The following is a 20,398-nucleotide window of genomic DNA, read 5'->3' as shown; positions in this document are numbered from 1 at the left end:
CAGCAACTAACGTGGAGGTAGCGTAGGTGTATATACGTCGCCGTAGCGCTCATTTTCATAACACCAAACGCCGTCTTTAAAGCTATCTGCGGTCCAGAACCGGGTACGGACGATATAACATCCAGCAGCATCGTTCCACATTGGCGTTCCAGCTTGTTCATTGCTGGCACCGCTTGTTATACCAGCATCACCACCCCTTACTTTACACATTTGAGTACTTGAAAGTGGTTTAAATTTAGCCCCCTTTAAGCTTTCTAATTTCATATAAAGGTTTTTTTAGTCCCTGTGATACCGTCATCGGGAATAACGGACACCGTTAAAAAATGGTAAGGTGTCAACCTCGAATGTTTAGTGATTAGCCTCAACCCATCCATAACCTTCTCCCCAGTAGCACATCCTTCCGTCAACCATAGCATCTGAGGTCCATGTACGGATCTTCGTCATGGTTTGGCTATAATAAGTAGTACCCGTGCCAGATCCCTCACAGGGTGTGTTGATTGAATAGGTACCCATCTCTTCCCTTCCGGCACCAGTGTCAGCACCGCCTGTTACAATAGTCATCTGGTCGTTATTCAATGGCGCAAACTTTGCCATTTTCATGCTTTCTAATTTCATAAAATTGATTGTTTATAGATTCTCTTCTCTTATCGCTGTAGAGAGTTATCAGCGTTCACCCATGTTTATACAGTGATAGGCGTGACCTGTTCTGTATTCGGCCGAAATACAAACTTGTGGCTCCCTCGGAGCAATTATTTATAAGAGTAAAAAGCTTTACGCTTTTAGCCATTTTAGAAAGAACATCATAGTTATTGGCTATTAGAGGATTGATGTTATCTCTCAAATCGACTAACGCTGGTTTAAAATTTTTCCATCGTTATGTTGATGTTTTAATTTACCTGGGTGGTAACTTATCTATAACAAACGTACCTTTTCTAAATAAATTGTCAAAACATATTTATCAGTTTTTTAGATAATGTCAAAATGAAATGCCATCACTGGAGGGATGCGAATTTTCGAAGTATTTCTCGAATTTCCTACAGGTAAAAACCAGCGTTTTATCCTGACATACCCGATGTAGTGAAAAGAGAACCCTCCACCATCAGGCGAAGGGATTCTCAGGCAACCAAACAACCAAATCCGGATGGACTTGGACACTATAAACACCCCAAAAAATTGAATACTTGATAGTCGCCAGCATAGGAAGCTTTTTAAAAGTAATATCAGACGTTAGTTTCGGTAACATAGGGGCACAAAAAAGCATCGTGGGCGCTTTTCACATCACTTGCTATTTAGGCTGTCGAAGGCCCTTCCCGCAAGCAACGCTAAAACGCCCACGATGCTATCGTGGACGTTTAGCTTGTTACTCGGCTGCGGGAATTTTAAAGTTTCGACATTTAAATAGCAGCTTCGTATAGCTAAACGCTAAACATATATTTTGGTCTGTTGCTAGCTGATAAATCAACCAGGACGACAAACTTAGATTTTTTTCATTAGGATCACAAAAACCAATTAGCAGTAAAACGGATATTTGGTCTCGTGGAGGCAAAAGTGAGAAACATTTTGGTGATATACAAAGGCAAAAACCTGCGATTATTTCAGACAATCACCTGCTGATAGAAGTGCATTCAGCACGTACATTACCTTATGGATGTTCCCAAAAACTAAAGGCGGTTTATAGTATAACCAGCCTTTCAAGTAGATTGTCTTTGTAAGAATCACCTATGGGCAATTTCCTTCCGCCCTCTACAGTCAGTTCATTTTCACCAACCATTTCGATGTAAGCAAGGTTTACAATATAACATTGGTGAATCCGAACAAGCTGATCTTCCGGCAAAGCCGCCTCCACTTTGTTCATCGAACTTGTACCTTTTAGGGTAAGGCCGTGAACAGTATGACAAACTGTTCCAGCCTGATCCGCTTTTACCCACAGAATCTCAGCCAGCTTTACCCTTGATACCTGGTTGATCGATTCCCTAAGGAAAATTGCGTCGATGTAGTTTGCTTTCTTTTCATTAATATCTAATAACCACCTTTCTGCTAACTGGATATAGTTAGCAAATCGAGCCTCAGATACTGCGCGGGGCAAGTAGTTAATAGCACCGGCATCGAGCGCTGGTTTATTTACCTGCTCGCTGCCACCTATCATAATAACTGCGGTATGCTGGCATATTTCATGAAGGGAAGCAATATCAATGCTGCTTAGCTCATTGATGCACGTAAATAATATACCGGCCCTCAAACGGCCAGTGCGTAACCCTTCTAAGGTATCATTCACATCTTGCCCGGCAACCATTAACCTAAGCTCAGGCACTGTATTGATCAGCTGTGCGAACCGGTTGACAATGCCATCATCTTGTGATGCGATGTAACAGTTAATCTTTTTAAACGGTGTGTTAAAGAGCATGTGATTAGCCGACTACTGGTTATTTTACAACTATACCCGCAAATTTCGCAAAAGAAAAAACAAGTATTTCCACATTTTTCCCGCTCCAGGCTTTTTATGCCTCAAACATCAATTTCACGACGCAAATGTACCTGTTCACGACTTATATTTTTTTACCTCAGTAAGTTTTAGTAAAAGGCTATCCATGTCACTAGCTAATATTGAGCCGTCGGTATAATTCCTCTGCATAGTTTCTGCCTACATGCAGCGTAGTGCCAGTGGTAAGTTGTACTGCATGGTGTGCCAAGCCCTTTATGTAATTTAGGTTGACAATATATGACTTGTGTATACGCATGAACATTACCGGCGGCAGCTCTTTTTCTAAATCTGTCATCGAACGGGTAATTACCAAGCGGGTGCTGCGATCCATACAGTATAACGAAAGATGTTTATCATACACTTCAATCCATACCAGTTGCGATAATACAACTCGCTCGTAGCAGCCAGCGCGTGTTTTGATCATTATATCAGCGGGAACAGCTCTGTCCGCGGTAGCGCTAAGCTGCAGACGTACTTTTTGTAAGGCCTTTAGGAACCTTTCTGCGTTGACAGGTTTAAGCAAGTAATCTGCGGCGCCAAGCGCGTAAGCATCAGCTGCGTGGCTGGTTACACTTGTAACAAAGACAAAAGGGATATGGGCAGGTATTTGTCGGCAGAGAGACTGGTAGTCCAATCCAGACGTGTCAATATCCAGCAGTAGCATATTGGCATCAAGTTGACCGGCAATTATTTTACTAAAAGCTGTAGCTCCGTCTGCCGAGTGGCCGGAAAGATGTACGCCTGAGGTGCGCTTTACGAGACGCGTTAGGGCAGCTATGCTTGGTGGGTCTTTGCTTACTATAAAGGTACTAACATTCATTGTAGGGGTGATAGCATTTTACTTTGATCTATTTTCGGGGCAGGTGTCGGTTGATGTATTCCATCACCGCTTCTTTATATGTGCGCCCAATTGGTACTTCTTTCTTTCCTTCTAAAGCCAGCATGTTGCCTTCTAGACTTTCTATGGCGGCGAGGTTAACGATGAAGGATTGATGCACGCGCATAAAATCTTTGTTTCCCAGGGTAACCATCATTTCTTCCATATTCCCTAGCGTTTCATAAACTCTATTTTCCTTAAGGAGAAAGCAAATACTATTTCTTTTGCTCTCCACATAGATAATTTGGCTTTTGTATATCTTCTGCATCTTGCTCTTCACCTTTACAAAGAAGAAGTCTTTCGGCTGAGACAAAAGGGCTTCAGCCCGCTGTACGGCCTTTACAAACCGCTCGTAGGTAAAAGGTTTAAGTAAAAAATCGGCAACATCCTTATCAAAGGCTTCAAGGCTATATTGCGGATGCCCTGTTACAAAAATTACAACAGCGTAGGGCTTTATCAAAGATGCCAACTGCATTCCGTTAATATTAGGCATATCTACATCCATGAAAACAATATCAGTAACTATGGCACCGCTGGCTATTTCGTTATATGCCGCTACTGGATCGGTACTGCAGGCCAAGAGCGTTAATCCGGTGGTAGCAACAATGGCTTTTTCCACCAGGGTAATTGCAATAGGGTCATCATCTATAATAACACATCTCCGGTTCATAGAGCAATAATTAGTTCAACAATAAAGTCGCCTTCAACATCCTTAGTGGTAAGCGAATAGCTATCATAGTAGTTGCCTAGCCTTTTTTTTACATTGTCAAGTCCCATGCCCATGCTAACTGTAGCAGGCTCACCTTGCGGGGCATTGCTTGATTTAAACATCATTGTACCCGCGGTGAAGCTGATGAATATCTGAGCGGGGCATTTAGCATCCGTAACTACGCCATGCTTAAACACATTTTCGACAAGGGTAATGAGTAGAAGCGGTGGAACACGAAGCTCTTCGGGTGGCTGATCAATATTGTACTGTAGCTGCATGCGGTTACCCAACCTTAGCCGGTTGAGGGATATATACTCCTCCAGATAATGCAGTTCATCGGCGAGCAAGCCCTTACCATCTGTACCTACAGGTTTAAGAGCATACTCCATAATTTGAGCCAGCTTTAGCACTGCTGGCCCGGCACTTTGGTCGTTGGCGGTAATGGAAGCGTAAACGAAGTTTAAGGTATTAAAAAGCAGGTGCGGGTTGATCTGCGCTCTGAGGTAGGCGTTTTCCAGCTCCAGGCGCGCTGTTGCCAGTGCTGCGTTTTCCTTTGCTTTTTTAATGCTTCGTAGCGCGAAATACAGGCCAAGGCTATAAAGGTAAAAACACATGAGCCTGTAAATGCTCTTTACGTGGAATGCGTACGCTTTAGCGGCATCTACTTCTGTGAATTTAATAGTACTTGCGCAGATATTTACTAGGAGCACCAATGTGTATTGTAATGCAAGAGCGACAATTAATAATAGCACATATACAGGTTTTCGCTCGCTAATGCGTGGGTACAGGAAATATGCATTAAGATAAAATGCCGCGAAATATACGAGGTAGGTTAAAAGTGTATCCACCATTAGCGGATTAATTTGCATGCAAGCCAGCATTGCCATTTCGAGCCCTACAAACAAAATAATGGCAAGAGCGTGCATTGATACAACTTTAACCGTAGCAGTACCCCATATTTTGTCGTGCGTACCCGATTTCGTGTCGTTTGTACTGAATTTCATGTCGTGTGTACCAAAAATTTGCATCTGGGGCATGGGCATAAGTATATTCGTTTTTATTAAACAATACCACATTATGAGCACATTACAATCAAACAAGAAGCTTCAAACCCGTGTACTATTTGTTTTCAAAAGCAAAGGGAAAAACAAGGCAGAAGGAGATAAGTCAGTAACAACAGCTACTGCCACTTCCACCATCCATTGCCTGGGACGGCCGGCTTAGTAAATCCCATTGCCGGAGCAATCCGGCATTGTTTACCTTCTGATTTTATGTGCTACGAGCTTCACGAAAGCTGGCTAAGGAATTGAAAAACTTGAAAGTGCATAATGGAGGTGTTTTGGTTGCCTACAAATTAAAAAATATTAGCCAATAATGCAACCTGAGTAATATGTATCCACCATGAAATACCAATTGCTACACCGGTGCAGGGAATGCACAACTGTGGAATGCACTTATCAGCCCCATATTTCTTCACAAAACATGCGCGCATTGTGCGTGTGGCACCATTATTCCTAACTTTTAAACATCCCAAACATTTTTAACTTATGAAAAAGATTCTCTTTTCCGCCGCCCTGATGATGGGATTTGCTGTTGTATCTGTTGCAGGTACTCCCAAATCCGAGTCCAAGCCCACAGAAACCCAATCAACAAACAAAAGTGGTCAATCACTTTACTGGTATGATGTAGTTTATGACGGCTCTCACCAGGATGGATATGTGCCCAACGGCACCACTCCCGAACAAGGTGAGCGCTCCGAAATGGAAGGAGATTGCCCGCAGGGAGAAGCAAAGCTTTGCAAAGTTGGATTCCAATCGCAGCAAACCTTGCCGATCTCCAGTGAAAATTTAGGCAATGCGACCGAAAATATCACAAGGAGCAACTAACCCACTTCAATGGAACGGGCTGCTGCCCGTTCCATTAATACACTTATTGTTCCTAATCTTTTTTGTTTTTTTCTTTTGCTTCAGCTCTCCTGTAGGCTCTTGGTACATCTACATTCTTATCAGATAAGAGATCTACAATGTTCTGCTCAGAAATCTTATAAGTAATCGCTCGCACAAGCCCTTGCGGATCGATCACCACAATGTAAGGTGTTGGCCCAATATCAAATTTTTCCGATACAACCGAATCGTAAGCGATGGGAAGTACAAGGTTATAAGCTATCCTATTTCTTTCATACAAAGAAACAATTTCCTTATAATCTGATCGATCCCGATACTTAGATCCACTGTATCCTACCAATAGAAATTGAACTCGTTCGCCAAATTTTCGTTGAAGGCTATCAATATGTGGCTGGCTCTGCAAGCAATAGTAACAGTACCGATGCCAAAAATCAAGCACAAGCCACTTACCCCGAAAATCCGACAGCCGCACTTCCTTTTTTTCAAAGTGACGAACATCTGTGAACTCAAAATCTGGACATTGTTTGCCGACTTGTGGATACACTAATGATGAGCTTTTTTGCGCGTGCCCAATGAAAGTTGTCAAGATGACGATGCACAGGGACGTAGATACAGCTAAATTCTTTTTATTCATATCCTGGATTTTGTGTAAGTAAGGGATTGTAGATTATTTCCGACGCAGGTATGGGATATAAGCTATCAGTAGGTTGCCAATTAGGCGCCTTTCTCTCTGCTAATACGACATTTGCCCTTTTCGTCCTTTTCAAATCAAACCATCGATGCCCCCATTCCGAGAAGAGCTCACGTTGTCGCTCAACCATAATGGAATCTAAAAGCTGCGTAGAATTAGACGCCACATAGCTTTCTAGTCCTGCCCTATTTCTGACTAGGTTCAAATCGAACTCTGCTTGTTCTTTCTTGTTTTGGCGGGCAAATGCCTCTGCCCTGATAAGGTAAATTTCAGCGAGGCGTTGAACAATATTGAACTCTGTAGTAGTCGTACTACTTCTCACTTTGTACTTAAAGGGATAATAATATTGCTTTCCCGCGATGGTGTTGGCTTTGAGCCAATTTAACCTACGGCCATCGCTCAAACCGAAGCTATTCATTAGGTATTCGGTCGCCGCATAAACAGGAAGAGCAGTAGAAGTTGAAGGGATGAACGCCCCGCCTTCGCTCGTGTTCGTGTTAACTTTACTAATTTGAAAAATAGACTCGGGCGAGGAACTTAAGAATACTTTGTTCAAATCAGGCTCTAATCTGTATTTCCCAGAACCGATAACGATAGTAGCATTCTTTTCGGCTTGCTCCCATTGACCGATAAATAATTGCACCCGCGACAGCAAAGCCGTGGTAGCCATGTAGCTTATTCGTGTATTTGGCAATGAGCCGTTAGAAGGCAGAAGTAACCTTTGAGATTCGAGTAGATCATCGAGTACTCGATTATATACAGTGGTAGTTGACGTACGAGGGATCGTTGAATTTCCGATGTAGTCAGAAGATATAACGAGAGGTACATCTCCAAAAAGGTTTACGAGGTAGAAATACACCAGGCCGCGCATATACAGCATTTCGCCTCTGAAACCAGCTTTAGGCCCACTATCAATAGACGTCGAGTTATTAAGGGCTTCAAGAATCAAGTTTGCCGTATAAATAAATTGATAAGAATTCAACCACATTGACCCCGTAGTTATGTTGTCACTCAAAAGCCCATTGGTATAAAATGCCTGCAGAGTAGATAAATTAGAAGGGTTATATAGTTCGTCGCTGCCTACCCCGGGGTAAAAACTGAGCCCTCCATTCAAAATAGCTGTGCTCGATCCCCTAACCTGCGTATATAAACCCTTTATGGCCGAGAGAGCAGTGCTTTCGTTCTTGAAAATCTTATCAGTTTCTGCAGTATCGGTTGGTGGTTGTATGTCGAGAAATTTGCTGCACGAACTTGATAAAACCATCCCGAACAATAATGATGTTATACCAGTAAATTTCATAATTCGCTTTTTTAAAAATTGATATTTACACCAACCACAGCTGTTCTTAATGGCGGCATACTAAGTAAATTTTGCGTTTCCGGATCGCTGCCTAAATAGTTTGTTACAGTAAATAGATTCTGTGCCTGCGCATACATTCGGCAGCCTTTCAGGCCAAATTTTCCAATAAAATCATTATTGACGCTGTACGATACAGCTATGTTGCGCAACTTAATAAAGGATGCATCAGTATATGCGGCATCCGATTTGGAATAGTAACTTCGGCCCTGTAAAAGCGGAATATTATAGGGACCTGAAACAAAAGGCTGTCCAATGGCTATATCGCCAGGTTGCCTCCAACGATCCAGTGCTAGTATGGGCTGATTATTGGGATAGCCAGGAGGCGTTGTGAACTGCGTTAAATAGCTGTTCCCAAGTTGCTTTCTAAAAGAAAGCAGAAAGCTAAGCTCAATCCCCTTATAGGTTATTGTGTTCTGTAAACCGCCATAGTATTTAGGATCACGGTCTCCAAAATTTACATAATCTTCAGTAGTGTATACTCCATCACCATTTGTATCTTGAAACTTATACATTCCTGTCTGAGTGTCCATACCAAGGAATTTGTAGCCTCTGATAACGCTTAATGATTTACCAACTACATAGCTCAGCGTATAAGGTGACTTATCTAAGTTCGGAAAGTCAACGAGTTTGTTTTCTGGGACAGAAATGTTAAATGATGTCACCCAACTAAACGATTCGAACGTAATATTTCTACTACTAAGACTGAACTCATACCCTTGGTTTTGGACTAGGCCGGGAAAATTTCGTGTGATTGAGGAAAAGCCGGTTTGAATAGGTAACCTATAGCTTACAAGTTGATTGTTACTTCTGTTTTTATAGAAAGCTCCTGAAAATAAAATACGATCTTTGAAGAAGCCAAGCTCAATTGCAACTTCAAATTTCTCATTTATTTCCCACTGATAGGTTCTATTGTACAATGATGAAGGAAGCAAAGTAGAAGTCCCATCGTAAGGTGTAGAAGACGCACGCCAGAGATCAAGATACTTATAGTCTCCTATCTGATCATTACCCGTTATGCCGTAACTAGAGCGAACTTTACCATAGCTCAATAACCGTTGATTTTTTGTCCAAAAGTTTTCATTAGTGAATATCCAACCCATACCTACTGCACCAAAGTTAGCCCACCGGTTCTGGGGAGCAAACCTGGTAGAGCCATCGCGACGACCGGTTAAATTGACGATGTACCTGTCCTGAAAATTGTAGTTTATCCTCCCGAATATTGCATTATATCTATATTTTGTCGTGCTGCTACTGGAATTAGTAGTTGCAGCTCCGGCTATCGTTCTTAACAGCAGGTCTGAAGTATATCCACGTCCTGTGGTTTGAAGCGAACTCGATGATTTGTCTTGGAAAGAGGTTCCGAGAAGGATATTAACGTTCCCTAACCGCCCCCTAGATGTATATTCGAGTTGAGGCTCAACAATCCAACTGCGCATACTTGACGTTCCAAAATCAGCAAAAGGAAGAGGGTCGGGATTGTTAGGATTGATGGATTTTGTTGGATAAGCGCTGTACTCTTCAGACTTCATCATACTATATCCAAGGGATGTACGTATAAGCATCCCTTTAAAGACAGTATATTCAAGCTTTAAACTGTTATTTAAATTGTCGGTTTGTATTTCATAGATCGTCTGCAAAACATATAAAGGGTTATTAAAACTACCGTTATTTAAGGCGATTCCATGATCTTGAGCTGCTATATTACCTAGGTTGTCATACAGTAGAAGATTGGGGATAAGATTACTCAAGCTTGTTGTCAAGTCTGAGACCGGCAGATGCGTAGTATTATTACTGTACTGACTTGTAAAATTAATCGCAAGCCGTCGATCTTTTGATCGATGGCTAATCGATGTCTGAAATGATCCCATAGCGTCAGAAAAGTTTCCCGGGTAAATTGTCGTTTCCCGGCGATAGTTACCTCCAATTAGAAACTGCGTGTTTTCTGAACCACCAGAAACTGTGACCCCGGCAGTAAGCGTTTTAGCGGTATTACCCAATAACAGCTTGTTGAAATTGGTATAGCGTGTAGTATCAAAAATCATTATATCTGGAGCGTATCCCTTGTCTGCCGGATTTGTGCTGGGGACCAACTGATCATTTAAGAGTCCTTCCTTTCGCATCGCGACGTATTGCTGAGTATTGAGGCGTGCTAGAATACGCCCTACTTTACTGACACCGTAGTTTACATTTACATTGTAGGCTGTCTGTCCGGTACGTCCGCGCTTGGTAGTGATTAAAATCACGCCGTTCGCACCACGGCTTCCATAAATCGCCGTTGCGTCGGCATCCTTTAGCACATCTATGCTTTCGATTTCCGAAGGTGGAATGAGTGTTAGGGGGCTAATGCCACCAGCGCCTTGAACCATGGTCGCATTGAAAAGTTGATTGCGAGCAGTATTGCCCGCCTCAAACGGTACCCCGTCAATAACAAATAGGGGATCGTTTTGAGAACGGGCTAAGTCCAAAGATGTACGGCCACGCAGCTGAATTTTCAAGGCACTTCCCGGAAGTCCACTGGTTTGAGTAACTATCAATCCGGGCACTCGGCCTTCAAGTGCGGCGATTGGATTGCTGATAGGCTGCTTTTGTATCTCGTCCGCACCAACTGACGTAACGCTTCCTGTATTTAACCTTCTTGTAGTTGTGCCATACGCAATCACCTGTACTTCGTCCAGGTCGGATATAGAGCGGCTCAACCGCAGTACCATTACCGAGGCGGCGGGAAAGGACTGGGCGGGAAAGCCAATACCTTGCGCAACGATAGACGCATCTTCCGGCACCTGGCCCAGCTCAAAGGAGCCGTTGCCATTGGTGATGGTGCCCCGATCGGTCCCTTGCAGCTGTATGGTTATAGCGGGTAGCGGCTGGCCGGTTTCGTCTACCACTTTGCCGTTTACGTTTATCAGCTTTGTTGTTGGGGCTGGTGTTGCCGGTGCTTTTGATTTTTTAAATACTACCAACATTTCGCCCACCGTCTTACAATCCAGTTCTGTATGTTTCAGCAGCGCCTTTAGCGTTTCCAGCACGGTTCGGCTGGCTTTCGGTATGCTAACTCGCTTGTATTGCTTTACGTCGTTAGGGTAGCCAATGTTTACCCTACTAGCCTTAGAAAGACGAGTTATAGTATTAGCCAGGGGTTCTGCATTTGCCTCAAAAGTTATGGTTTGGTTACCAACTTGCGCCCTCGCTATCTGCGGCAATAAAGCTATTGCCACGATTGAGCAATAAAAAAGGTAGTACCGCCATCGTTGGATGACTGTTTTTCTTAATCTTTGCATAAGTCTTTAAGTTTTTAATTTGAAGCTGATCCCCCCGGAAGGCCTGCAAGCAAATGGGGGGATCTTTGTATTATTCTCTGTTACATGGTTCTCCTGTTATTTCGATTTTGCCATTATTATTAATATAATTTGCTCCCAAAATTGTGCAAATCACATCCAGTACATTGCTTAAACTTTCAGTACCGCTAAGCGGCGTTGCTATGTTTATAGTACAATTTTCCATCCCAGGCGTTTTGAGTACTATCTCCCTACCGTACCGCTGCTGTAGTTGTGCCACGGCGTCTGCCAATCTTGTATTATTAAAATGCAATCCTTCCTGCATCCATACAGTTACGGGTTCCAGGTCAATTTTCTTTAACTCCGCAATTTTAGTTTGATCATTGGTGGCAATCTGCTGCCCTGGCACCAGCACTGCCAGCACCTTATCATCCCTTTCAACCTGCACTTTGCCGCGGGCTACTGTTACGGAAACGCTGTCGCCGACCTGTTTAACATTAAAAGCGGTGCCCAACACAGTTGTTTTTATCTTACCCGTTTGTATTACAAACGGCAAGCTTGCATTACGCTTTACATCAAAGTAAGCTTCTCCCCTTAGCGTCAGCTGGCGGTTGGCGTTGCCAAATCCGCCTGCAAGCTGTAGGGTGCTTCCTTCGCCCAGTACAACAGTACTGCCGTCAGGTAAGGTTAAGTGGCGCGTGTATTGTACAGGATCGACTATCGCTGTTTCCTTACCAACACTGCGTTGACCTTCCGGCCACACCAAGTAGGCGATGATTAACCCGGCTATGAGTATAGCTGCTGCCTTCATCCACATGCTTAGCCTGCGTTTGCGCTGTTGGCGGGCAATGCGATACATAATTTGCCTGGTATGCCCGGCCGCATATGCTTTTGCTTTCGGGGTATCGTCTGCATATATCGGCTCAACCAAAGGGTCATCCAGTTCATCATACCAGGCGTGCAGCTCGGCCTCCTCCTGTGGGGTGAGCCGGTCTAGCCCGTGCTGCTCCAATAAATAATCAAGGCGTTGTTGGTCCATGACGAAGCCTTTTATTACTATATCGTAAAAACGAAGCGCAACCCTATATCAAATTCAATATTTTTTTATAAATATTATTTTAATTTAACTTTGGAGTAATGGCCAATGCTTATGACATAGAGGACAATAACTTGCTCGCGTTATGGACTGAGGGTAACACCAATGCCTTTACCCGCTTTGTAGAAAAGCATTTTCGTAGTCTGGTGTATACTGCGCAGCGTAAAGGCTGTAGTTTGGAGATAGCGGAAGAATTGGCGCAAGATGTGTTTATAGTTTTATACAACAGCCGTGTTGAAAATAATCCTTTAGCTTTTTGCACAAGCGTTCTAAGAAATAAAATTATTGATGAGTATCGCCGGAGAAAACTGCCGGTGGTGAAGCCAGCCAATGATGCGCCCGCTACCGGCCTAGCCGGTGGCGCAGGCCATCTTGTAGAACTGAAGGAGCTGGAGCAACAGCTAGCCGGCTATGTTGACCATTTACCGGAGCAAGCACGAAAGGTTTTTCTATTGCGGCGAGCAGGCAACCTTACCAACCAGCAAGTGGCCGAAAAGCTGGGCATTTCTGTAAAGATGGTAGAGGCGCATATGAGTAAGGCTATACGGGTACTTAGGGAGAACTTAAATTATAACCTAGTGATTGCCGCCACAGTTGGTCTTATTACTTAAGCAGCGCAATAACCTATCCTATGATAAACAGCATTGCCGAATTTAAGGCGCTTTGTGCAGATTTATTACCTGTTACTAGCATCGTCAGTTTCATTCTCATCTGGCTGGGTATTATTTTTCACAAGCACAAATATGTTAATGGAGCTAGTAGCAGTGAGAATTCCAAGCCTTATCAAATGTGTTTTTACAAGGTCAGACTCATCCCAATCTACTGCCATAGAATAAGCTAATGAAGCAAAGACTGCTGTCACGATTTGAACTTTTCTAAAGTTATTCACCGCGTTAACGATGGTTAGGAGCGAGATGCTGGAAGTTTCAAAACCAGAAGATTTGCTGCCGACGGCAATGTCTAAAGCGACCTGATCGAAGCGGTTGGTAGACAGGTTCGGCGTGTTCGCTGCTTTGGGAAAGCAGTCTGACCAGTTGCTGCCCCTCACTCCCTCTCAATACTCAATATCCAATTAGCTCGCGGCTTAGTGGGCAGCCTGATCGTAGATCGCTGTTACAATGTTAAAAGATAGGCTTTGGCAACAATTTTGCACCTGAACTGTAAAGCAGTATAAACACGTCTTAAAATCTTTTATACGCTGGTTTATAAAAATCAATAGTTATGGCAGATAACAAATCTAAAAGGGACAATCGTGACCGCAACAAAGTAAGCGGCTCTGAAAATTATGAAGTGCAGTATTTTAAGGAAAAAATGGGCGTGTCCGGGCAAGCAGTAGCGGGTGCGATAAGGGCAACCGGTTCCAATGACCGTAAAGTACTGGAAGCATACCTTAAGAAAAAACATAGTAAGTAACAGCTATAATCTCCCTTCATGTCTTTAGCCCAATACCGCAAAAAGCGGAATGCCAGCGCTACGCCCGAACCTTTCGGAGGCGAAAGTGAGGACTCCGACCAGCTTCACTTTGTTATCCAAAAGCATGCAGCTTCGCACTTACACTACGATTTTCGCCTGGAGATGCGTGGCGTCCTCAAAAGCTGGGCGGTGCCCAAAGGCCCTTCGACAGATCCCTCCGTCAAACGCCTGGCAATGATGGTTGAGGATCATCCTTACGATTACCGTGATTTTGAAGGTATTATTCCTGCCGGAGAATATGGTGGCGGTACAGTTATCGTATGGGATGAAGGGACCTATGAATCTGTCGATTCGAAAGGTAAAAGCAAAAAAGAACAGGAAAAGCACCTGTTACATGGCTTGCACAGCGGGAAACTGAAGTTTATACTGAAAGGAAAGAAACTTAAAGGTGAATTTTCACTGGTAAGAACACAAGGGCGTGGGGAAAACGGTTGGCTGTTGATGAAGCTAGAAGACAGATATGCCTCAACGAAAGATATCCTGCTGAAAGACAAGTCTGTCCAATCGAACAAGACCCTTGAAAAAGTAGCAGAAACCAGCGACAATATTTATGGGCAAATCAGAAAGAATGCCATCCCTAAGAAAGCAGCGGCTAAGAAAAAAGCCGTAGTTAAAAAAGCATCAGCAACAAAAGAAACGAAAGAATTGGTGCAAACGCTGGACACCGACTATGAAAGCCTGTTATCAAAAGCGAAAAAAGGAAGCATCCCTAAAAACATAAAACCGATGCTGGCTACCCTGGTAAACGCCCCCTTCGATGATCCGGATTGGGTTTACGAAATTAAATGGGACGGATACCGGTCATTAGCTTTCGTTCAAAAAGGAAAGGTTCAATTACTCTCCCGTAACAATAAGTCATTTGATAAAAAGTTCTACCCCATTTATGACTTGTTGAAGCAATGGAAAATAAATGCAGTTGTTGATGGGGAAATTGTAGCGCTTGATAATAACGGAAGATCTAACTTCAATAAGTTACAGAACTGGCGCAGCGAAGCAGATGCCGAGCTTGCTTTTTATGTTTTTGATATTTTATGGTACGAGGGGAAAAACCTGATGGGACTGCCTTTAAATGAACGCCAAATCATTTTAAAAGCAGTTTTACCACAAGAGGATGACCGTATTCGATTAAGCACAGTATTTAGTGTATCCGGATCAGAAATGTTTGCCGCTGCAGAAAAGATGGGACTGGAAGGCATTATGGCCAAGCGTTCCGACAGCGTTTATACGTCGAACCTTCGTAGTAAAGAGTGGCTGAAGATAAAGGTGAATAAACGGCAGGAAGTCATTATAGCCGGCTTCACAAAAAATGCGGGGACATCTAAAACCTTTAGCGCCCTGTTACTAGCGGTACACGAAAACGGGAAGCTTACTTATGTTGGCAAAGTAGGTACGGGCTTCTCCGATAAAAAACAAAAGGAAATGATGGAGCTGTTTAAGCCACTCATTACCGACAACTCTCCTTTTAAAGAAGAAATAGACGTAGACAAACCCTCGCGCTTTCGGCAACGTATGGGCGCTAAACCTACATGGTTAAAGCCCCGGTTGGTTTGCGAAGTGGCATATACAGAGGTGACCGACGAGGGCGTTTTCCGCCATCCCTCTTTCGAAGGCATGCGAGAGGATAAAACTGCAAAGGAAGTGATCCGGGAAACAGAAGCCAGTACGCAACAGGTAGTAAAGGAAGTGAATAAGAAGCAAAAGTCTGCTGCATCTTTAGTTAAAGCTCCCGGAAATACTAACCGCAAGACCCTGCTTAACCCAACCGACGAAACGCAAACCCGAAAAATAAACGGTCATGACCTCAAGTTTAATAACTTAAGTAAAGTCTATTGGCCTAAAGAAGGCTACACGAAGCGAGATATGTTTAATTACTACTATCAGGTGGCAGAATATATACTCCCGTATCTAAAAGACCGGCCACAGTCCCTGAACCGCTTTCCCAATGGGATAACCAAACCCGGATTCTATCAGAAGGATGTAAAAGGAAAATCGCCTGATTGGATTAAAAAGTATCCCTATACCACCAGCGAAGGTGAGAAAAAAGAATTTCTTGTTGGAGATAATGAAGCGACTTTGCTCTGGATGGCTTCTCTGGGTTGCATAGAGATGAATCCCTGGTTCAGCCGTGTTCAATCGCCGGATCATCCCGACTATTGCGTTCTTGACCTTGATCCCGACAAACAAACGTTTGACCAGGTTATTGAAATTGCAGTAGCTATTAAAGATTTACTAGCAGCGATTGATGTGCCTTGCTACTGCAAAACTTCAGGTTCTACAGGCATACATGTATATGTTCCCCTGGCAGCAAAATATACTTATGACCAGTCACAACTATTTGGCAGGTTGATCGTGGACCATGTACAACAGCAGTATCCATCCTTCACCACTATTGAGCGAATTGTAAAAAATCGGAAGGGGAAAATGTACCTGGATTTCTTGCAGAATCGCCCCGGTGCGACGCTGGCTTGTCCATATTCTTTAAGACCGAAACCCGGAGCTACCGTTTCGATGCCTCTACATTGGGATGAAGTAAAGCCAAGTTTGAAAATGACTGACTTCACCATTAAAAACGCCGTGGCACGTATCAGGGAAACCGGCGATCTTTTCAAGCCTGTGCTAGGTAAAGGCATTGACCTGGCAAGAGCATTAAAGAACTATGAAAAGACGTTTGGGTCTTCCGGATAGCTCTCTTTTACACATGGAGAACCTTTCTAAAGGTCATATTGATTCTTGCCTTCATGGGAACTATTGATTTTGCTATGCGATGCTCCCAACCTTTTTGCAGATCGGCCTTCATTAAAAGTAAAGACCCATGCTCCAGTTTGATTGAGTGCTTTTTCCTGTGATCTACTATATTTCTAAAATCAAAGTTTCTTTCTTCACCTATACTAACCGATGCGATATCAGTTTTCAGGCCTGGTATAGTATCCTTATCGGCATGCCAGGCTACAGAATCGTTTCCATCCCGATAATAGTTAAGCAGCACGCCCTGGAAACTAACACCGGTGTGCTGCTCGATACGTTGCTTCAGATCATACAGGCACGGGAGCCACGGTAAAGCTTCACGCTTCCCTTCGTCCCTTTTCCTTTTATCGCCGTACCAGGCCGAAAGCCGGGGAGTGATCACTTCTTTATCGTACATAATCTCTTTATGCTGCTGCCAGGGAACGGTATTTAAAAGTAACTCCAGCAATTGATTTCCTTTTTCCCGACTGATAAAGCCGGGTGTGTAGGTCAGTAGCTCTTCCGGCAACTGTAGCTGTTCTATATCGTCAAATAATTTCTGTTGCATTGTCATCATTTAAAATTTCTTGAAGGAAATAATTCCCCTTGTACCGCTCTTTTCAGTTTCCTATTGCCATCAGCAGGAAATAATTCACCATCCTTTTCATCGGCTCTTGACTGAGGCAGCACTTGTGGTTCTGTGCCCGGCGCCGTCATTTGCTGAAGCAGCCAGGACATATTATAGCAGGTCGTTACCACAACGTGTATCACTTCTCCTTCTTTTTGTAAACGGCCCGAAACCATGAGCAACCTGGATTGCAAAATCTCTTTGCGGTATTGTTCAAATACTTTTTGAAATACCACCAAATTGGCAGTTCCTGTCTCATCTTCAATGGTAATAAAACAGATACCACTAGCTGTGCCTGGTCGTTGCCTCACCAGCACAATTCCGGCGACACATAAAAACTCGCCGTCGCCTCGCCCGGCTAAATCCGAAGTGGCATATATTTGATTGGCCTTCAGATGCGGCCGCGCAAAGCTTACCGGGTGGGCTTTTAGGGACAGCGTTGTGCTGCTATAATCCTGCAATACATGCTCGGCTGCCGTCATTTGGGGTAAATGGATAAGCGGCTCTGTGTTGCTTTCTGACGGCTGTCCTTTGAAAACGCCGTGGGGTTTATCTGCCAGGGCCGATACTTCCCAAAGTGCTTGCCGTCGATCCAAGCCAATAGACCTGAAAGCATCTGCGTCCGCCAGCCTTTCCAATGCCGATTCAGATACCCCTGCATCATGCAGATGATGCAGGCTTGCAAATCCTTCCTTACGGGCAGATAGTAAGATCTGCATATCTTCTTCCCGTAAACTTTTTACCTGTCTGAAACCTAAGCGCAAAGCGCAATACTTTCCGGATAATTCTTCCAATGTATTATCCCAGGCCGAAAGGTTAATATCTACCGGCCTTACCTCTACGCCGTGTTTACGGGCGTCCGATACCAATTGTGCAGGAGCATAAAATCCCATAGGCTGACTATTGAGGATCGCTGCCGCAAACACATCCGGGTAGTAGTGTTTCAACCAGCAGGATATATAAACCAGTAAGGCAAAACTAGCCGCATGACTTTCGGGGAATCCATAACTGCCAAATCCTTCCAGCTGCCGGAATACGCGTTTGGCAAAGTCTTCCGGGTAACCTTTTGCCATCATACCGCTAATGAGCTTTTTTTCCCAATCACTTACTTTGCCCTTCGCTTTAAAGGTCGCCATGCTCCTGCGTAGACCATCTGCCTCAGCCGGGGTAAAACCCGCCGCGACGATGGCTATTTCCATAGCTTGCTCCTGGAACAGCGGTACCCCTAATGTGCGTCCCAAAATTTCCTCCAGCTCTTTAGAAGGGTATTCAACCGGGTCTTCTCCGTTCCTGCGTCGCAGATAAGGATGCACCATGTCGCCCTGTATAGGACCTGGACGGACAATAGCTACTTCGATAACCAGGTCATAAAAACATTTAGGCCGCAGACGTGGTAACATGGACATTTGCGCCCGGCTCTCGATCTGAAAAACGCCAACCGTATCGGCATGTGAGATCATTTCGTAGACGTCAGGATCATCCTGGGGCACATTGGCTAAGGTCAGGTTCAGGTTATAATGTTTTTTGGCAAGGTCGAACGCTTTTCGAATGCAGGTAAGCATCCCCAGCGCCAGCACATCTACTTTCAAAAAGCCCAGTGCTTCAATATCATCTTTATTCCACTCTATATTTGTCCGGTCCTCCATACGCGCATTCAGGATCGGACATAGATCTGAAAGCTTATCCTGCGTAATTACAAATCCTCCCGTATGCTGTCCTAATTGCCGGGGAAAACCGATATATTGTCGTGTGAGCTCAAGTGTTTTTAATAAGTGAGGGTCATCCGATTTAAAGCCGTTACCTGCGGTCACTTTTCCCTCAAACCAATCCCCTGTAAACTCATAAGATGATTTGGCCAGGTGATCTACTGCATCAGCGGAAAGACCCATCGCCTTTCCTACATCTCTTACAGCTCCTTTCCAATGCACTTCAGTAACCGTTGCTACAATACCTGCACGATGCCTTCCGTATTTATTGTAGATATATTGCATTACTTCCTCTCTCCGCTCATGTTCAAAATCCACATCAATATCCGGTGGCTCATTGCGTGCATCGGACATAAACCGGGCAAATAGGACCTTAAATTTTGACGGGTTCACGGAAGTAATACCTAAACAGTAGCACACCACTGAATTGGCAGCCGAGCCACGCCCCTGGCAAAGAATATCCCGGCTGCGGGCAAAACAGACAAAATCGTATACGGTCAGGAAATAGGACGCGTAATTTCTTCTTTCGATAAAATCAAGTTCCATGTTGATTGTCTCTCTGATTTTTTCGGGTATATCGTCACCAAACTGCTCGGCGGCTCCTTTCCAGGTAAGTTTAATCAGCTCTTGTTGCGGTGTATGTCCCTCTGTGGTCAGTTCTTCCGGGTAAACGTATTGCAGTTCATCCAGCGAAAAAGTACAGGCATCTGCTATTTGCTGTGTGCGGCGAATGGCTTCGGGATATTGGCGGAAGAGACGCTGCATTTCTTTGGCAGGCTTTAAATAACGCTCTGCATTCTGGCAAAGCAGGTAGCCTGCATTGTGTATAGTTTTCTTTTCCCGGGCGCAGGTAAGAATATCCTGAAGCTCCCTGCGACCCCTATCATGATAATGAACGTCGTTGATGGCAACCATCGGTACCTGGTAACGACCGGCCAGCTGATCGAGCCTGAAAAGCTTTTTAGCATCATCTCCCTGGTAGGAGCAAATGGCCCCAAGATAAACGTGTCGGCCTAACCTGTCACTGTATTCTTTGACAGCACTTTTAAAGTCCTCTTCAAAATCAAACCATTCATTTAAGCTGCCAGGTGGAATGATAATAAATTTCATACCTGCTGCGTGCTCGTAAACATCCTTTTTATATAACTCGCATTTGCCTTTCTCTGTACGTAGATTGCCTACTGTAAGTAATGCCGAAAGCCTGCCGTAAGCATCTTTATCGGTTGGGTATGCTAGCAGGCTGTAACCGTCCACGAGATTCAGACAGCAAGCGGGTATGAATCTTATCCCTGCTTTTTTAGCCGCTACATGCGCCCTTACAATCCCGGCCAACGTATTGTGATCGGCCATTGCAATTGCCTGATAACCCAGTTCTGCTGCATATTGCATCAATTCTTCGGGATGGCTGCCTCCCCGCAAAAAACTAAAATTCGAGGTAACCTGTAATTCTATGTATTCATATTGCTTCATAAC

General features: G+C 44.0%; 18 protein-coding genes. 5 read left to right on the top strand and 13 right to left on the bottom strand.

The genetic code is table 11. The annotated features are described in order from the left end of the window. Nucleotides 1-6: 6 nt before the first annotated feature. From ACLOAU_RS02540 to ACLOAU_RS02515, 6 genes are all read right to left on the bottom strand, one after another. Complete coding sequence (locus ACLOAU_RS02540; protein ID WP_427860257.1) at nucleotides 7-264, bottom strand: hypothetical protein; 258 nt, start codon at nucleotides 262-264, stop codon at nucleotides 7-9. Between the two features lie 84 nt (nucleotides 265-348). Further along, nucleotides 349-615, bottom strand: coding sequence for a hypothetical protein (locus tag ACLOAU_RS02535; RefSeq protein ID WP_427860256.1), 267 nt, complete (start codon nucleotides 613-615; stop codon nucleotides 349-351). A 1,057-nt stretch (nucleotides 616-1,672) separates the two neighbouring features. Beyond that, a complete protein-coding gene (locus tag ACLOAU_RS02530; protein WP_427860255.1) occupies nucleotides 1,673-2,404 on the bottom strand; it encodes a LytR/AlgR family response regulator transcription factor in 732 nt (243 codons plus the stop codon). A gap of 190 nt (nucleotides 2,405-2,594) precedes the next feature. Further along, on the bottom strand, nucleotides 2,595-3,302 hold the full coding sequence (locus ACLOAU_RS02525; protein WP_427860254.1) for a LytR/AlgR family response regulator transcription factor: 708 nt from the start codon (nucleotides 3,300-3,302) through the stop codon (nucleotides 2,595-2,597). Between the two features lie 28 nt (nucleotides 3,303-3,330). Continuing rightward, nucleotides 3,331-4,029: a LytR/AlgR family response regulator transcription factor gene (locus tag ACLOAU_RS02520; protein WP_427860253.1), complete on the bottom strand. Its 699-nt coding sequence runs from the start codon at nucleotides 4,027-4,029 to the stop codon at nucleotides 3,331-3,333. After that, nucleotides 4,026-5,072 carry a sensor histidine kinase gene (locus ACLOAU_RS02515; RefSeq protein WP_427860252.1) on the bottom strand — a complete coding sequence of 349 codons (1,047 nt, stop codon included), beginning with the start codon at nucleotides 5,070-5,072 and terminating at the stop codon, nucleotides 4,026-4,028. The genes ACLOAU_RS02520 and ACLOAU_RS02515 overlap by 4 nt, the downstream gene beginning before the upstream one ends. A 73-nt stretch (nucleotides 5,073-5,145) precedes the next feature. On the opposite strand from ACLOAU_RS02515, the gene ACLOAU_RS02510 reads away from it, so the two are divergent. Both ACLOAU_RS02510 and ACLOAU_RS02505 read left to right on the top strand, forming a co-directional pair. Further along, nucleotides 5,146-5,292 (top strand): hypothetical protein, encoded by a 147-nt coding sequence (locus ACLOAU_RS02510; RefSeq protein WP_427860251.1) that lies wholly within the window; start codon nucleotides 5,146-5,148, stop codon nucleotides 5,290-5,292. 323 nt (nucleotides 5,293-5,615) lie between these two features. Continuing rightward, nucleotides 5,616-5,954 carry a hypothetical protein gene (locus ACLOAU_RS02505; protein ID WP_427860250.1) on the top strand — a complete coding sequence of 113 codons (339 nt, stop codon included), beginning with the start codon at nucleotides 5,616-5,618 and terminating at the stop codon, nucleotides 5,952-5,954. Nucleotides 5,955-6,006: 52 nt separating this feature from the next. On the opposite strand, the gene ACLOAU_RS02500 is transcribed toward ACLOAU_RS02505, so the two are convergent. From ACLOAU_RS02500 to ACLOAU_RS02485, 4 genes are all read right to left on the bottom strand, one after another. After that, nucleotides 6,007-6,606 carry a TlpA family protein disulfide reductase gene (locus ACLOAU_RS02500; protein WP_427860249.1) on the bottom strand — a complete coding sequence of 200 codons (600 nt, stop codon included), beginning with the start codon at nucleotides 6,604-6,606 and terminating at the stop codon, nucleotides 6,007-6,009. Beyond that, on the bottom strand, nucleotides 6,599-7,963 hold the full coding sequence (locus ACLOAU_RS02495; protein WP_427860247.1) for a RagB/SusD family nutrient uptake outer membrane protein: 1,365 nt from the start codon (nucleotides 7,961-7,963) through the stop codon (nucleotides 6,599-6,601). The genes ACLOAU_RS02500 and ACLOAU_RS02495 overlap by 8 nt, the downstream gene beginning before the upstream one ends. 11 nt (nucleotides 7,964-7,974) lie before the next feature. Next, nucleotides 7,975-11,301 (bottom strand): SusC/RagA family TonB-linked outer membrane protein, encoded by a 3,327-nt coding sequence (locus ACLOAU_RS02490; RefSeq protein ID WP_427860246.1) that lies wholly within the window; start codon nucleotides 11,299-11,301, stop codon nucleotides 7,975-7,977. A gap of 70 nt (nucleotides 11,302-11,371) precedes the next feature. Further along, complete coding sequence (locus ACLOAU_RS02485; protein ID WP_427860245.1) at nucleotides 11,372-12,337, bottom strand: FecR family protein; 966 nt, start codon at nucleotides 12,335-12,337, stop codon at nucleotides 11,372-11,374. 98 nt (nucleotides 12,338-12,435) lie between these two features. Between ACLOAU_RS02485 and ACLOAU_RS02480 the strand changes: the two genes are divergently transcribed. Further along, a complete protein-coding gene (locus tag ACLOAU_RS02480; protein WP_427860244.1) occupies nucleotides 12,436-13,005 on the top strand; it encodes an RNA polymerase sigma factor in 570 nt (189 codons plus the stop codon). A gap of 65 nt (nucleotides 13,006-13,070) precedes the next feature. Here ACLOAU_RS02480 and ACLOAU_RS02475 read toward each other — a convergent pair whose 3' ends face one another. After that, nucleotides 13,071-13,442: a hypothetical protein gene (locus ACLOAU_RS02475; RefSeq protein WP_427860243.1), complete on the bottom strand. Its 372-nt coding sequence runs from the start codon at nucleotides 13,440-13,442 to the stop codon at nucleotides 13,071-13,073. A gap of 173 nt (nucleotides 13,443-13,615) precedes the next feature. Between ACLOAU_RS02475 and ACLOAU_RS02470 the strand changes: the two genes are divergently transcribed. Together ACLOAU_RS02470 and ligD are read left to right on the top strand one after the other, a co-directional pair. Next, entirely contained in the window at nucleotides 13,616-13,807 is a 192-nt protein-coding gene (locus ACLOAU_RS02470; RefSeq protein WP_427860242.1) for a DUF3606 domain-containing protein, read from the top strand. An 18-nt stretch (nucleotides 13,808-13,825) separates the two neighbouring features. Further along, entirely contained in the window at nucleotides 13,826-16,552 is a 2,727-nt protein-coding gene (gene ligD, locus ACLOAU_RS02465) for a DNA ligase D (RefSeq protein WP_427860241.1), read from the top strand. A 7-nt stretch (nucleotides 16,553-16,559) separates the two neighbouring features. Here ligD and ACLOAU_RS02460 read toward each other — a convergent pair whose 3' ends face one another. Together ACLOAU_RS02460 and ACLOAU_RS02455 are read right to left on the bottom strand one after the other, a co-directional pair. Then, nucleotides 16,560-17,159: an alpha-ketoglutarate-dependent dioxygenase AlkB family protein gene (locus ACLOAU_RS02460; RefSeq protein ID WP_427860240.1), complete on the bottom strand. Its 600-nt coding sequence runs from the start codon at nucleotides 17,157-17,159 to the stop codon at nucleotides 16,560-16,562. 5 nt (nucleotides 17,160-17,164) lie between these two features. After that, a complete protein-coding gene (locus ACLOAU_RS02455; protein ID WP_427860239.1) occupies nucleotides 17,165-20,395 on the bottom strand; it encodes an error-prone DNA polymerase in 3,231 nt (1,076 codons plus the stop codon). Nucleotides 20,396-20,398: the final 3 nt, after the last annotated feature.

Origin of the sequence: Paraniabella aurantiaca (assembly GCF_050309965.1) — a bacterium.
Classification (GTDB): domain Bacteria; phylum Bacteroidota; class Bacteroidia; order Chitinophagales; family Chitinophagaceae; genus Niabella.
The sequence above is the reverse complement of the archived record's forward strand: the minus strand, read 5'-3'. Positions and strand labels throughout refer to the sequence as shown.

Bases quoted from the DNA above. Each gene is read 5' to 3' on its own strand.
- ACLOAU_RS02540 (WP_427860257.1), bottom strand. From the start codon at position 264: ATGAAATTAGAAAGCTTAAAGGGGGCTAAATTTAAACCACTTTCAAGT.
- ACLOAU_RS02535 (WP_427860256.1), bottom strand. From the start codon at position 615: ATGAAATTAGAAAGCATGAAAATGGCAAAGTTTGCGCCATTGAATAAC.
- ACLOAU_RS02530 (WP_427860255.1), bottom strand. From the start codon at position 2,404: ATGCTCTTTAACACACCGTTTAAAAAGATTAACTGTTACATCGCATCA.
- ACLOAU_RS02525 (WP_427860254.1), bottom strand. From the start codon at position 3,302: ATGAATGTTAGTACCTTTATAGTAAGCAAAGACCCACCAAGCATAGCT.
- ACLOAU_RS02520 (WP_427860253.1), bottom strand. From the start codon at position 4,029: ATGAACCGGAGATGTGTTATTATAGATGATGACCCTATTGCAATTACC.
- ACLOAU_RS02515 (WP_427860252.1), bottom strand. From the start codon at position 5,072: ATGAAATTCAGTACAAACGACACGAAATCGGGTACGCACGACAAAATA.
- ACLOAU_RS02510 (WP_427860251.1), top strand. From the start codon at position 5,146: ATGAGCACATTACAATCAAACAAGAAGCTTCAAACCCGTGTACTATTT.
- ACLOAU_RS02505 (WP_427860250.1), top strand. From the start codon at position 5,616: ATGAAAAAGATTCTCTTTTCCGCCGCCCTGATGATGGGATTTGCTGTT.
- ACLOAU_RS02500 (WP_427860249.1), bottom strand. From the start codon at position 6,606: ATGAATAAAAAGAATTTAGCTGTATCTACGTCCCTGTGCATCGTCATC.
- ACLOAU_RS02495 (WP_427860247.1), bottom strand. From the start codon at position 7,963: ATGAAATTTACTGGTATAACATCATTATTGTTCGGGATGGTTTTATCA.
- ACLOAU_RS02490 (WP_427860246.1), bottom strand. From the start codon at position 11,301: ATGCAAAGATTAAGAAAAACAGTCATCCAACGATGGCGGTACTACCTT.
- ACLOAU_RS02485 (WP_427860245.1), bottom strand. From the start codon at position 12,337: ATGGACCAACAACGCCTTGATTATTTATTGGAGCAGCACGGGCTAGAC.
- ACLOAU_RS02480 (WP_427860244.1), top strand. From the start codon at position 12,436: ATGGCCAATGCTTATGACATAGAGGACAATAACTTGCTCGCGTTATGG.
- ACLOAU_RS02470 (WP_427860242.1), top strand. From the start codon at position 13,616: ATGGCAGATAACAAATCTAAAAGGGACAATCGTGACCGCAACAAAGTA.
- ligD (WP_427860241.1), top strand. From the start codon at position 13,826: ATGTCTTTAGCCCAATACCGCAAAAAGCGGAATGCCAGCGCTACGCCC.
- ACLOAU_RS02460 (WP_427860240.1), bottom strand. From the start codon at position 17,159: ATGCAACAGAAATTATTTGACGATATAGAACAGCTACAGTTGCCGGAA.
- ACLOAU_RS02455 (WP_427860239.1), bottom strand. From the start codon at position 20,395: ATGAAGCAATATGAATACATAGAATTACAGGTTACCTCGAATTTTAGT.